The following is a 13,458-nucleotide window of genomic DNA, read 5'->3' on the forward strand; positions in this document are numbered from 1 at the left end:
GACTCGCCAGGTTGTTCGGGGGAACGGTTGCGCAACGAGGATAGTGTGGTCGGCGGGGACATGGGTGCGGCAGGCGGCTGCTGCGGAAATCAGTCGAGGAGAGCTGCGGGCTGTGGTTGGTAAGAACATCGGTGGCTTGGCTGCCCGGCGGCGCCGCAACATCTGGATCGGACTCGGCGTGACGCTCGCCGTCGTCCTCGCGGCGGGTGGCGGCGTACTGCTCACGGTGAAGCCGTGGACCGACGAATTCCGGCACGGCGGGCTGACCACGGCCGCGCCGCCGGCGCCGGTCCGGCCGTTCCCACAGGTCGTTCCGGCGCCCTCGAACGCGCCCGCGCCGAGCCCGGCCGGCATCGCCGCCGCGCTCGCGCCGGTCATCGGCAATCCCGATCTGGGCTCGTTCTCCGGGCAGGTCACCGACGCCGACAGCGCGACGGTGCTGTGGAGCGGCGATCCGACCCGGCCGATGATCCCGTCCTCGACCGCGAAGATCCTGACCACGGCCGCCGCGCTGCTCACGCTGCCGGACAACCACCGGCTGATCACCAAGGTGGTCGCCGGGGCCGCGCCGAACGAGCTGGTGCTGGTCGGCGGCGGCGATCCGACGCTGACCGCGGAGCCGGAGGGCAAGGGCTACTACCCGAATGCCGCGCGGGTGTCGGATCTGGTGACCCAGATCAAGAACTCCGGCCGCAGCATCGACACGATCGTGGTCGACACCTCCGCCTACCCCGGGCCGAGCATGGCCAAGGGCTGGGATCCGGTCGACATCCACGACGGCTCGATCGCGCCGATGGAGTCGGTGATGATCGACGGCGGCCGGTTGCAGCCGCTGGTCGAGTACTCGCCGCGCACCCCGACGCCCGCGCTCGACGCCGGGCGCAGGCTGGCCACCGAGCTCGGTCTCGATCCGGCCCGCGTGCGGATCGGCAATGCGGCGCCTGGCGCGGCCGAAGTGGCGAGCGTGGAATCCGCGCCGCTGCGCGACCGCCTGCGCGACATGATGGTCTACTCCGACAACATTCTCGCCGAGGCGGTCGGGCGGGAGATCTCCGTGGCGAACGGCGGCGAGGCCTCGTTCGCCGGCGCGGTCGACGCGGTCCGCACCGCGCTCGGCAAGGCCGGTTTCGACCTGGCCGGGCTGGACATGCAGGACAACAGCGGCCTGTCGGTGGACGACCGCATCCCGGCCAAACTGCTGGACCGGGTGGTCGCGACCGCGGCCAAGCCGAACGCGTCGACCGCGGTGCAACCGGCCGGCACCAAGGCCAGGCCCGAGAACGACCGCCTCGCATCGACTTTGGCGCCACTGCTCGACGACCTGCCGATCGCGGGCGCGACCGGGTCGCTGACCAGCCGCTATGTCGAACGCAATCGGCAGGGCGCGGGGTTCGTCCGGGCCAAGACCGGAACTCTGTCGGTGTCCAGCGCGTTGGTCGGGTATGTGCTCGACGCCGATGGGCGGGTGCTGACCTTCGCGTTGATGTCGAACGATCGACCGCCGGAGGTGAGCAGACCGGCATTGGATGCGATCGCAGGCACGCTACGCAACTGTGGATGCTCGTGACGGGTGGTTGACAATGCACGGAGAAAGTTCCGACCCAGCTGATACCGGCTCGGGTTCAGTCGTGCCCGCCGGCAACGGGGTGGTCGAGCAGTCCAAGAGCCGATCGGGGTTCTCCGGTGCCGTCGACTGGAAACTGGCCGCGAAGACCGGCGCGGCCCTGGTGCCGTCCGGGCCGCGGACCTCGCGTTTCTCCGCCGAGCAGGTGGTCGCCGAATTGGCGGAGGCGTCCGTGCGCGCGGAGGGACCGGTCCGCGAGGTGAGCATGCTGCTCGACGACCAGCCGGTGCCCGCCGCCCGGATCGTCGACCGGCCCGGCTGGATCGCCGCGGCCGCCGACTCGATGGGCCAGCTGACCGGCACCGGCGCCGACACCGGTGATCGTGGTCTGCTGCAAGGCAAACCGGCCGGCGTGCAGGCGGGCGCGATGCTCGCCTTCCTGTCCACCGCGATCCTCGGCCAGTACGACCCGTTCACCGGGCCGGACGGCACGCTGCTGCTGGTCGCGCCGAACATCATGGCGGTCGAACGCGCACTCGGCGTCTCGCCGAGCGACTTCCGGCTCTGGGTCTGCCTGCACGAGGTGACCCACCGGGTGCAGTTCTCCTCCGCGCCCTGGCTGGCCGACTACATGCGGTCCAATGTCGAGGTGCTCGGCGAGGTCGGCGACGAGCCGCTCAACGAGATGCTGTCCCGGTTGCTCGACGAGGTGCGCGATCGCCGCCGCGGCAGCCGTCCCGACGATCCGGCCGCGCGCGGCGTGGTCGGTCTGCTGCGGGCCACCCAGGCGCCGCCGCAGCGCGAGGCGCTGGACCGGTTGCTGATGCTCGGCACGCTGCTGGAAGGGCACGCCGATCATGTGATGGACGCGGTCGGCCCGGCGGTGGTGCCCTCGGTCGAGCAGATCCGGTCCGCGTTCGACCAGCGGCGCAAGCGCCCGACGAACCCGTTGCAGCGGATCATGCGGGCGCTGCTCGGTGTCGATGCGAAGGTCGCGCAGTACGTCCGCGGCAAAGCGTTCGTGGACGACGTCGTCGGCCGGGTCGGCATGGAACGGTTCAACACTATCTGGACGAACGCCGAAACCCTGCCCCGCACAGACGAAATCGAACGCCCGGAACTCTGGGTCACCCGAGTCCTCGGCTGACTCCCCGCCCCCGCTCGAGGGCCCACGACTCGGTCGGCCGCGCACGAATTGGCCGGCCGCGCACGGATTGGCGTGCCGCGCACGGATCGGCGGGCGATTTCGTGCGCGCCTGCACAATCTGTGCGCACCGGACGGCGAGTTGGGTTGGCCGGTGGGTGCACCGCATTGGCATGGATTGCGCGGCTGCGCACGGGTTGGTGGGCTGCGCATGGGTTGGTGGGCTGCGCACGGGTTGGTGGGCTGCGCATGGATTGGTTTGCGATTCTGTGCGCACCGGTACAACCTGTGCGCGCCGGGGTGCGAGTTGCGTCGCTTGGGCGTCGGTAGGCTCCGGTTATGGTTTCGCGTTGGCGGGTGGGTGCGCCGCGGCGGTTGCCGGAGACGGCGGCGGTGCTGGAGGTGCGGCGCGCTGTGCGGGACTGGGTTGCCGGCCATGTGCCGAGCGGGGATGCCGGGACTGCCGTCGCGGTCGGGCTGTCCGGCGGAGCGGATTCATTGGCACTTACTGCCGCGGCTGTTGTCGAGGTGGGCGCGGTCGACGCGTTGGTCGTCGACCATCAATTGCAGGCGGGCTCCGATGTGGTCGCCGCCGATGCCGCAGCGGCCGCGCTGGCGCTCGGCTGCCGCTCCGCCCGGGTGATCCCGGTCGAGGTCGACGGCGACGGCGGGCTTGAGGCGGCGGCGCGCAGGGCTCGATACACGGCCTTGGACGAAGCGCGAGACGGGCTGCCGGTCCTGCTCGGGCACACCCTCGACGATCAGGCGGAAACCGTATTACTCGGATTGGCCCGCGGGTCCGGCGGACGGTCCATTCACGGGATGACCGAATGGGCCGAGCCATGGGGCCGCCCGCTGCTCGGGGTGCGCCGGGCGGTGACCCGGCAGCTGTGCGCGGACGTGGATGTGCCGCCGTACGAGGACCCGCACAACACATCACCCGAGTTCACCAGGGTTCGGCTGCGCACCGAGGTGCTGCCGTTGCTGGAGGACGTGCTCGGCGGCGGGGTCGCCGGCGCGCTCGCGCGAACCGCCGGGCAACTGCGCGAGGACGGTGCGGTGCTCGACGCACTCGCGGGTGAGCTGCTGCACACCGCGAGTGATGGCGCGACCCTCTCGATCGAGACGCTCGCCACTGCGCCGGCCGCGCTGCGCCGCCGGGCGATCCGGGCCTGGCTGCTCGCCGGCGGGGCGAAAGCGCTGACCGGCAAGCATTTACACGCGGTCGACGAGCTGATCACCGACTGGCGCGGGCAGGGCGGCGTCGCGGTCGGCGGCGGCCGGGCGGGGAGCAGGTTGGTCGCGGCGCGCGAACATGGCAGGCTGACACTGCGGCGTGAGCGTCAGGCCCGGAGACGGTAGCGAAGCGTGACCACGCAGGGCCAGGGAACGCCGCCAGTGTTACTGCGTCTGCGCAGCGGTCGATGACACATAATGGATCGGCCGTCCGGGAGCGAAAACCAGAAGGGAACAGCTGACGTGTACGGGGACGACATCGCGTCTGTTCTGATCACCCAGGAAGAGATCGCCGCCAAGACGAAGGAGCTCGCCGAGCTCATCGCCAAGCGCTATCCCGCCGACGCCCCCGAGGGCGACCTGCTGCTGGTCGGAGTGCTCAAGGGTGCGATCTTCTTCATGACCGACCTGGCCAAGGCGTTGTCGATCCCGACCCAGATGGAGTTCATGGCCGTCTCGTCGTACGGGTCGTCCACCTCGTCCTCCGGCGTGGTCCGCATCATGAAAGACCTGGACAAGGACATTGCCGGGCGCAATGTGCTGATCGTCGAGGACATCATCGACTCGGGGCTGACCCTGTCCTGGCTCAAGCGCAACCTGTCCACGCGCAACCCCGCCTCGCTCGAGGTGGTCACGCTGCTGCGTAAGCCGGACGCGCTGCGCACCCACGTCGACGTCGCGCACGTGGGCTTCGACATCCCGAACGAGTTCGTCGTCGGCTACGGCCTCGACTACGCCGAGCGCTACCGCGACCTGCCCTACATCGGCACGCTGGACCCGAAGGTCTACTCCTAGCGGTCCGGCAGGATCCCGAAAATCGTTGCGGGGGAGCCGGAACCGCTGCGATAGAGCGGGCTGCCGACCAGGATCCAGGCGCCGGTCGCGGGGATCGCGGCCAGATTGGCCAGGCACTCCAGGCTGATCCGGTGCTCGCCGTAGAGCAGCCTGGAGACCGCGTAGGTCTGGTCGGTGCCCAGGTCGGGGCCGAAGGTGTCGATGCCGAGCGCGCCGCGATGGCCGAGCCGGCCGGTGCGCAGCAGCCACTCGATCGTCTCCACCGCGAATCCCGGTTGGTGGTCGGCGGATTCGGCCGTGCCGATGAATTCCGGTGTGCCCCATTTGGCGTCCCAGCCGGTCCAGGCGATCACCGCCGCGCCGTTCGGGATTCGGCCGTGCCTGCCCTCCCACTGCTTCAGATCGGCGACGGTGATCGCGTAGTCCCGGTCGCGGGCGCACTGATCGCGCAGGTCGACCTTCACCGCGGGCAGCAGCAGATCGTCCAGGTCGAGCTCGTCGGCGGCCAGGCCGTCGGAATGGAAGTGGATCGGTGCGCCCCAATGGGTTCCAGTGTGCTCGCCCTGCTGGATATAGCGCAGGTAGTAGCCGTCGTTGGCGACCGTCGCGACGATGTCGGTGCGGAACTCCGGATCGTCCGGGTACAGCGGCGTGGTCGCCGGATCGTGCACGTGCGACAGGCTCACCAGCCGCCCGAGCGGGCGCGGCGAGGTCATCGCTTCCGCTGCGGGATGGCCCGCGCGAGCGCCAGCAGGTCGGCCTCTAGCCAGCGGAACAACCGGTAGGTAACCACAAATGCCAGGATGCCACCCACGCTGAGCAAGCGCACCGGAACGATCACCAACTCCAGATCGCCGGCATCGACGAAGGTCGCCCCCGCCACCCCGAGCAGCGGCACCGAGGCCGCGACGCCGAGGTAGAAGTTGCCGCGCCGGGCCAGGTTTCGCAGCTGGCGCTCGTCGCCGGGCCCGATTCCGCCGCGCACCAGCAACTGTGGATACACCGACCGGACGGCGTAGACCATGATCGGGAAGAACGGATAGGCCAGCGCGATGGCGGCGCAAACCACCTGTGCCGCAAAGAAATGCAGGAACGTCTTCGGCGGCAGGTCGACGCCGGTGAAAGCCAGTCCGAGCGGCCAGATCACGCCCGCGGCGAGCCAGAAACCGAAGGGCACCAACACCGCCCAGTCGCCCATCAGCAGGGTGTCGCGGCGGGCCTTCGCCAGCGTGCGCGCGGAATACTCGCGGCCGCGGGCCAGGCGGAAGCCGATGGTCAGCGGCCGGCGGGTGAGGAAGATCAGCAGTATCGCCGCGACCGGGAAGGCGATCAGATTGTTGACCAGTCCGACCGTGGCGAACTTGGCCTGATCGTCGGCCGACATCCGATCGATGATCAGGGACTGGTTCAGCTGGATGTTGTACCAGCTCGCGAGCACGTTCGGCACACCGATGCAGAGGGCCGCGAACGGGATCAGCCAGCCGCGGGCCCGGTGGGCCAGGCTGGTCGGCGGCGGATCGGCCAGGTTGCGGGCGCGGGCATCGAGGCAGAGGTCGAGTTGCCCGGCCAGCTCGGCGCCGTTGCGCCAGCGGCGTTTCGGGTCGGCGTGCAGGCAGTCGAGGAGCACTCGGCGCAGGGCGGCCGGGGTGTCGGCTGGTAGCTGGGCGAGCGCGGTTTCGGTGACTCCGGCGCGGCGGACGTCGAGCATGCGCGCGTGCGTCTCGGCCGGGGTATCGCCTGTCTGCCGGGTGTCCTCGAACGGGCTTGCGCCCGTGAGCATTTCCCACAGCAACACGCCCAGCGAGTAGATGTCGCTGCGGGTGCCCGGCGCGGGCAGGGCCGGATCGAGCAGCCGGGCCAGTTGCTCCGGTGATCGGTAAGGCAGTGAATCATCCTCGTGCTGAGCCGGATTCACCGCGGCCGGGCGCGGGCCCGACTCGCTCAACGCGAAATCGGCCAGCTTCGGAATGCCTTCCGCGGTGAACAGCACGTTCGCGGGCTTGAGGTCGTGATGCAGAACCCCGTGGTGCTCCGCGTAATCCAGCGCGTCGGCCAGCCGCCTGCCCACCCAGGCCACCGTTTCCGGCCAGCTGAGCGTGGCGATCTCGGACCGCACGCTCGAATCCGACGGCCGGATCTCGCCTTTCGCCTCCATCGCGGCATCGATGGCGCGCAACAGCAGTGCGCCGCCGTCGGATTCGGGGCCGGTGCGCCGCTGGGCGAGGACGCCGATCGCGGTGCCGCCGGGCAGGTACTGCATGTAGACCAGGCGCGGCGCGGCAGCACCGAGGAGCGAGCGGCCGGGATCGGCAGTCGCGTTGCTGTCGCGGGGCACGCGTGCGCCGGGCAGCGCCTGTGTTCGCGTGGGGCGCGGGAAATCGGTGCTGCGGGCACGCGGACTGGCGACCGTCGCAGCGCCGGTCTGGTCCAGGGGAGCGCTGTTGACGGCGGTGTCATCGGTGTCCAGCGGACTGGCAACGGTGGCGTCATCGGGGGAGTCGACACGCGCGGTGTCGGCTGGAGCGAGGTTGCGTGGCGCGGTGATGGCGGGGGCATCGTCGCGGCCGGGGCCTGCGATCGTGGCTTCGTCCGGGACCGTCCGCTCCAAGCTGTGGAAACCGGGCGGCCGGGCGCGGACGGTTCGTTGTGGCCGGTCGCCGGTGTCGCGGACGGAATCGTCTGTCTCCCAGTCGAACGCGTCGTCGGCATCGAAATCCTGAACCGGGCCGGTGCTGAGCAGTCGCTGATCGAAGACGCGGACGATGTGCGCGTGATCGAGCTGCGCCATCGTGTGCGGCGCGGTCGCCCGCCCCGCCGAAAGCCGCACCGCGACAAGCCGTTGCATGGAGCGCTGCCTGGCCAGGAAGACGCGGCCGAGCATCCCGGTGCCGAGATCGGTGATCAGGTCGAAGTCGTCGATCTGCCGTCCGGGAGCCAGATCGGCCAGTGCGGCAATGGCTTCGGTCGATTCCGCCGTGCCGAAGTCGGCGGTGCTGTCGTCGATGCCGAACGCGGCGAGCCGTTCGCGCACCTCGCCGGCGAGGTCGGGGTACTCGGCGACGAACTCGTCGATGGCCAGCGGGGCATGCCGGCGGCGGGCCAGGAACTCTTCGCAGAGCAGGTCGGCCAGTTCGGGACTGTGCTCGACCTCCGGAAATTCCTTGCGGTACTCGGCGATCCGCTTGCCCAGCTCGGCGGCCATGGCCCAGCGCTCGCGCAGATCGATGCGCAGCAGATCGGCCAGCACCGCGAGCCGCACCTGGGCGCCGTCGGGCACGTAATCCGCCAGGCGCGGCGGCGCGAACGAGTCGGCCCGCAGGCAGCGTTGCCACTCGGCGGCGAACCGCGCGACGGCATCGGCGCGCGGGGAGCTCACGTGCGGGTCTCCACGGCAGGCTCGGCCACGTCGAGTTCGGACACCGCCGCAACGGTATTCGGTCCGGCCGACTCCGGCGCGACGACGCGCTCCAGTGCGCGCAGATCCGCCTCCAGCGCACGGAACAGCAGGTAGGAGCCGACGAACGCGAGGATGCCGCCCGCGCACAGCACCCGGACCGCGAAGATCACCAGCGGAATGTCCGGCGGCGGCAGGAAGGTCACGCCCGCCACCGCGAGCAGCGGCACCGACGCCGCGACCGCGAGATATCCGTTGCACCGGCGGTCCAGCCCGCGCAACCAGACGGCGTCCGCCGGGCTGATGTCGCCGTGCCGGAGGAACAGCGGATAGATGCAGCGCACCATGTAGAACGTCAGCAGGAAGAACGGATACGCCACCGCGATCGCCCCGCACACCACCAGGGACGCGAGGAAGTGCACGATCGCCCGCGCGGGCAGGTCGCCGGTCACCAGTTGCAGGGTGAGCGGGAAGGTGATGCCGGACAGCACCCACAGCGAAAACGCCACGGCGACAGCGCGATCCCCGAGCAGCAGGGCGTCGCGCCGGGCATGGCGCAGCGTCTCCGGGTCGTATCGTCGTCCCTTGCGTAGCCCGCGCGGGACCGTCAGCAGCGACCGCGACATGTACACCACGATCGCGATGCCCGCGGGGAAGAACACCGCGTTCACCACGCCGGTGATCACCACGAAGCTGTGCTGGGCGTCCTCGTTCAGCCTGCTGATGATCAGGTGCTGGTTGTGCTGGATGTTGTACAGCGAGGCAAGCACATTCGGCAGCCCGACCGACAGCAGCGTGACCAGCACCAGCCACGGCCGCAGGCGCAGCCGCCAACTGGTCGGCGCGGGATCGACGAGTTCGCGGGCGCGCGGATCCAGGCACAGCTCCAGCTGCCGGGCCAGCACCGACCCGTTTGCCCAGCGGTTCGTCCGCTCCGGCGACAGGCAGCTCAGCAACACTCGCCGCAGCGCCGCCGGGCAGTCGGGCGGAACCCGTTCCAGCGCAGCGGCATCCACGCCGGAGCTGCGCCGCTCCAGCATGGCCTCCAGGGTCGTGTCGTCGCCGTGGTCGTCGGCGCCTGCGGTGCTGTCGTCGAACGGTTTCGCCCCGGTGAGCAGTTCCCACAGCACCACCCCGAGCGAATAGATGTCCGCGCGGGTGTCCAGATCGGCGGCGCTGCGGCCGAATCCGGGATGACAGGCCTCCAGCTGCTCCGGCGACATATACGCCAGCGAGCCGCCGAAGTAGGACACCGGACTGGTGCCCTCGACGTTGCGGCTGAAGCTGATGTTGAAGTCGGCCAGCTTCGGCACCGCCTCGGCGGTCAGCAGCACGTTGGCCGGTTTCACGTCGCGGTGCAGCACGCCGTGCGCCGAGGCGTAGTCCAGCGCCTCGGCCAGCCTGCGGCCCAGCCACGCCACGGTTTCCGGCCAGCTGAGCGCGGCGATCTCGGCGCGCACGCTGGAATCGGTCGGCCGGATCTCGCCCTTCTCCTCCATCGCCGCGTCGACGGCGTCGAGCAGCAGCTGGCCGCTGCGTTCGGCGGGCGGGGTGGCGCGTACCCAGCGCAGCACGCCGAGCAGCGTGCCGCCGGGCAGGAACTGCATGTAGAGCAGCCGCAGCCGGCGTGCGGCCCCGGTGCCCTCGTCGAGCACCCGCTGGTCGAAGACCCGCACGATGTAGTCGTGATCGAGCTGGGCCAGGGTCTGCGGCTCGGTGCCGTGGTCGGTGGAGATCTTGACCGCGACCAGCCGTTGCAGCGAGCGCTGCCGGGCCAGGAACACGCGCGCGAACGCGCCGCTGCCCAGCCCGGTGAGTAGATCGAAATCATCGATCCGCTGGCCGATTTCGATGCGATCGAGCGCGTCGAGGCGGCCCGGTCCGGTGCCGATCGTAGTGGGAATGGCTGTCGCCGTTCCCGTCAGATCAGTTGTGGTCGCTCGGGTCACTTCTGAACCACGAGTCGACTCGGTGGTTCGGTTCAATTCGTTATCCACGAAGGCGGCTCTGGTGCGCGCGAGCGCGGTCAGCGTGGAATCCTCGAGCGCCGCCCGGCGGGTGCTCTGATCGACATCGTCGGCGTTCAGCAGCGCGCGCAGTTCGCTCGCCTGGTGTGGATATTCGCGCAGACATTCGCGCGGATCGACGCGTTCGCCGCTGTGCCTGCGGATGACGAACTCCTCGTACACCAGCCCGGCGGGGATACTTCCGGGCTGAAGTTCGGGAAACTCGGCGCAGTATTCGGTGAGCCGTTTCCGGGTGTCCGGACCCGGGTTCGCGCCGAGCACGGTCCGGCGCAGCCAGCGATGCCGCAGGTCGACGCGGATCAGCTCGAGCAGCGCCGCGGTGCGCAGGGTATGCGCGTCGGGCAGGAACTCGGCGATCTCGGGCGGGCCCGCGGATTCGTAGGCGGCGTCTTCCCAGGCGGCGGAGAAGGCTGCGACAACACTGAATTCGGCCCGTGTCGGGAGCTGGCCAAAACCAGCACCCGGGTCGAAACCAGTGGTGGATTCGGAACTTCTATCGGAGTCGGCACTCATTCTCGGACCTAGTGGCTTCGGCGGACACCGAAGAATCCGCACTGGTCGGTCTGTGGATGTCGCGGAGAAATTCCGCCACACCCGACGCCATCGTCCCCCGAGCAGTATTCGGAATGATAACTTGCGGCTTGAGAGCGATCACCCGAATTCGACAACGATGCGACGGGGGACGACCAGCACATGCAGATCAAAGCCACAGCGGTGGCGGACGCGGAGATAGTCGGCGCGCCACCTGTTCGATCGAACACCGAAGCGAGTGCGCCCGCTCAAGATAGTCCGCTGGGCGCGAACGACCAAATCCCCGCCGACCCGGCCGACAAGGAGCCCGCGCGCGGGCCGGCCGCGACCATCGCGGCGGGCGTGCGCGAGGGTTCGCTGACCGCGACGGAGGTGGTCGAGACGACCATGGCCCGGATCGTGGCCGAACACCGGAACACCAATGCCTTCAGCGTCATTCGCACCGAGAAGGCCAGAGCCGAGGCGGCCGCGCTGGAGCAGCGCGCCGATCTCGACGTGCTGCCGCTGGCCGGGGTGCCGATCGCGATCAAGCACAACATCGCGGTGGCGGGCGAGACCATGCGGTCGGGCTCGGCGGCCACCGACGCGCGTCCGGTCGCCGACGATCACGCGGTGGTGCGCAGGCTGCGCGCCGCGGGCGCGGTGGTCGTCGGCCTCACCACGGTGCCGGAACTCGGTTTGTGGGGAACCACCGATACCCCGGAGCGGATCACCGGCAATCCGTGGAATGTCGCGCGCAGCGCGGGCGGCTCGTCCGGCGGCGCGGCCGCCGCGGTCGCCGCCGGGCTGGTGCCGATCGCGCACGGCAACGACGGGCTCGGTTCGATCCGGGTGCCCGCGGCCTGCTGCGGGGTGTACGGCATCAAGCCGGGCCGCTACACGGTGCCCGCGGAGATCGGCGTCGACTCGTGGTCGGGCATGTTCGAAAATGGTGTGCTCGCAACGACAGTCGGCGACGCGGCGCTCGCGCTATCGGTGCTGGCCGCCCGGCCGGACCTAGCCGAGGTGGAGCCGCCCGGCCGACTACGCATCGGCCTAGCCGTGGCTTCGCCGCTCCGCTGCTTCCCGGTCGACCGGCACTGGACCAATGCCGCGCGCACCGCGGCCTCGGTCGCCGCCGCGGCGGGTCATCTGGTCGAGCCGACCACCTTGCCCTACGGCGACGCGATGTTGTCGATCTGCTTGCGCTGGTTGGCCGTTGGCGCCCGCGACGCCGCCGCGCTACCGCACCCCGACCGCCTGCAACCGCGCACCCGCCGCCACCTCGCGCTCGGCCGCCTGGTGCAGCGACTACGCCTGGTGCGACCGGCCCAGATCGACCGGGTCGAGGCGCGCCTGCTCGAATACTTCGAACGCTACGACGTGGTGATCACCCCCACGCTCGCCTGCCCGCCGCCCAAGGCGCGGGCCTGGCATCACCGTGGCTGGTTGGCGAATGTGCTTGCCACCGCCCGGTTTTCCCCGTTCACCCCGCTGTGGAACCTGGTCGGCTGGCCCGCCGCGTCCATCCCGATGGGCATGCATCCCGATGTCGGGACGCCGGTCGCGGCGCAGCTCGCCGGTCCGCCGGGCAGCGAATCCAGCCTGCTGCGGTTGTCCGCGCAACTGGAGTCGCTGCACCCGTGGCGGCGCACGATCAACTGATCAGGCGCTGACGGCGGGTTGCGGCTGCTGGACCGAGAACCCGCCGTCGACCGCGCGGCCGGCGAATTCGAGGATGGTCGGGCGCTGGTCGTCGGCCCGCCACGCGACGGCCAGTTCGCACGGCGCGAGGCCGGCCACCGGTCGCGCGGTGAGACCGGGCCAGCGGTACATCGGCACGTTGTTCTCGGCGAGCAGGCAGACACCCAGGCCGAGGCTGACCGCCTCCAGCTTGTCCTCGGGGGTCGCCGCCTCGGCGCCGATCTTCGGCTGCCGTCCGTTGCGCGCGTCGTTGCCGAGCCAGAAGTCGCGCACCGCACCGGCTTCGGTGGGCAGCGCGATGAACGGCTCGTCGAGCAGATCGGCGAACTCGATGATCTCCCGATCGGCCAGCGGATGGTTCTCCGGCAGCAGCACCCAGCGCGGCTCGGTGCGCAGCACCTGCCAGCGGTAACGGTTCGGGTCGGGCAGCGGCAGCCACACCAGCGACAGATCCGCCTGCCGTCCGGACAGGCCGCTGGACGGATCGGTCCACGAGGCCGCGTGCAGCGCGAGCCGATGACCGCTCGCGCTTTCCAGGTCGTTCAACAACCCACGGCCGAGCGCGGATTGGATGCCGACGCGCAGCACCTCGCCCGCCTCCTGCAGGGAGACGTTGGTGACCTCCCAGAGCTCCAGGATCTTGCGTGCGCCCTCGAGCAGTTCCTTGCCCGCCACGGTCAAGGCCACGCTGCGCTGGTTGCGGTCGAACAGGACCACGTCGAGCTGGCGTTCCAGCTGACGGATCTGACGAGACAGGGTGGGTTGAGCGATGTGCAGCCGCTGAGCGGCGTTGGTGAAGTGCAGTTCCTCAGCGACGGCGACGAAATACCGCAGGTCGCGCAAATGCGGGTCCATAGCCCCTTGCTATCAGAATCAGTCCTGAATTTCCAGCCTTATCAGGCCAGAAAGTTCGGATACGGGTACCAAAACGTTCTACAGGTTTGTTAGGGACAGCATATTGCTTGTGATGGTAGGACGCACCATCGACTCCGCGAATCTTTGGCATGCGACCGCCGATCGGGCTGGTCGAATGTAGTTGGGCGCGTGACCAGCAACGATGTTCGCCGGCGAGCTGTTAGCTGAG

The 13,458-nt window shown here is 69.9% G+C and carries 9 protein-coding genes; 5 read left to right on the forward strand and 4 right to left on the reverse strand.

The features are described from left to right. The first annotated feature begins 127 nt into the window (after positions 1 to 127). The 4 genes from F3087_RS06845 (at position 128) to hpt (ending at position 4,739) form a co-directional block, all read left to right on the forward strand. Positions 128 to 1,567, forward strand: a complete 1,440-nt coding sequence (locus F3087_RS06845) for a D-alanyl-D-alanine carboxypeptidase/D-alanyl-D-alanine-endopeptidase (protein WP_150401032.1) — start codon at positions 128 to 130, stop codon at positions 1,565 to 1,567. A 13-nt stretch (positions 1,568 to 1,580) separates the two neighbouring features. Beyond that, on the forward strand, positions 1,581 to 2,711 hold the full coding sequence (locus F3087_RS06850) for a zinc-dependent metalloprotease (RefSeq protein ID WP_150401000.1): 1,131 nt from the start codon (positions 1,581 to 1,583) through the stop codon (positions 2,709 to 2,711). 336 nt (positions 2,712 to 3,047) lie between these two features. Continuing rightward, positions 3,048 to 4,070 carry a tRNA lysidine(34) synthetase TilS gene (tilS, locus tag F3087_RS06855; RefSeq protein WP_150401001.1) on the forward strand — a complete coding sequence of 341 codons (1,023 nt, stop codon included), beginning with the start codon at positions 3,048 to 3,050 and terminating at the stop codon, positions 4,068 to 4,070. Positions 4,071 to 4,187: 117 nt separating this feature from the next. Further along, positions 4,188 to 4,739 (forward strand): hypoxanthine phosphoribosyltransferase, encoded by a 552-nt coding sequence (hpt, locus tag F3087_RS06860; protein WP_150401002.1) that lies wholly within the window; start codon positions 4,188 to 4,190, stop codon positions 4,737 to 4,739. On the opposite strand, the gene F3087_RS06865 is transcribed toward hpt, so the two are convergent. From F3087_RS06865 to F3087_RS06875, 3 genes are read right to left on the reverse strand one after another with little or no spacing between them, the layout of a single operon-like run. Continuing rightward, entirely contained in the window at positions 4,736 to 5,455 is a 720-nt protein-coding gene (locus F3087_RS06865) for a cyclase family protein (protein WP_150401003.1), read from the reverse strand. The genes hpt and F3087_RS06865 overlap by 4 nt on opposite strands. Continuing rightward, positions 5,452 to 8,115, reverse strand: coding sequence for a serine/threonine-protein kinase (locus tag F3087_RS06870; RefSeq protein ID WP_150401004.1), 2,664 nt, complete (start codon positions 8,113 to 8,115; stop codon positions 5,452 to 5,454). Before F3087_RS06870 ends, F3087_RS06865 begins: the two co-directional genes overlap by 4 nt. Next, positions 8,112 to 10,673, reverse strand: a complete 2,562-nt coding sequence (locus F3087_RS06875; protein WP_150401005.1) for a serine/threonine-protein kinase — start codon at positions 10,671 to 10,673, stop codon at positions 8,112 to 8,114. Before F3087_RS06875 ends, F3087_RS06870 begins: the two co-directional genes overlap by 4 nt. A 180-nt stretch (positions 10,674 to 10,853) precedes the next feature. Here F3087_RS06875 and F3087_RS06880 point away from each other — a divergent pair, with 180 nt between their 5' ends. Continuing rightward, positions 10,854 to 12,335, forward strand: a complete 1,482-nt coding sequence (locus F3087_RS06880; RefSeq protein ID WP_150401006.1) for an amidase — start codon at positions 10,854 to 10,856, stop codon at positions 12,333 to 12,335. Here the strand turns inward: F3087_RS06880 and F3087_RS06885 are convergent, their stop codons facing one another. After that, on the reverse strand, positions 12,336 to 13,229 hold the full coding sequence (locus F3087_RS06885) for a LysR substrate-binding domain-containing protein (RefSeq protein ID WP_150401007.1): 894 nt from the start codon (positions 13,227 to 13,229) through the stop codon (positions 12,336 to 12,338). It lies immediately after the preceding gene. Positions 13,230 to 13,458 lie beyond the last annotated feature (229 nt).

Source organism: Nocardia colli, assembly GCF_008704205.1.
GTDB classification, from domain to species: domain Bacteria; phylum Actinomycetota; class Actinomycetes; order Mycobacteriales; family Mycobacteriaceae; genus Nocardia; species Nocardia colli.

Coding starts and splice junctions, on each gene's coding strand:
- F3087_RS06850 (WP_150401000.1), top strand. CDS start 1,581: ATGCACGGAGAAAGTTCCGACCCAGCTGATACCGGCTCGGGTTCAGTC.
- tilS (WP_150401001.1), top strand. CDS start 3,048: ATGGTTTCGCGTTGGCGGGTGGGTGCGCCGCGGCGGTTGCCGGAGACG.
- F3087_RS06865 (WP_150401003.1), bottom strand. CDS start 5,455: ATGACCTCGCCGCGCCCGCTCGGGCGGCTGGTGAGCCTGTCGCACGTG.
- F3087_RS06875 (WP_150401005.1), bottom strand. CDS start 10,673: ATGAGTGCCGACTCCGATAGAAGTTCCGAATCCACCACTGGTTTCGAC.
- F3087_RS06880 (WP_150401006.1), top strand. CDS start 10,854: ATGCAGATCAAAGCCACAGCGGTGGCGGACGCGGAGATAGTCGGCGCG.
- F3087_RS06885 (WP_150401007.1), bottom strand. CDS start 13,229: ATGGACCCGCATTTGCGCGACCTGCGGTATTTCGTCGCCGTCGCTGAG.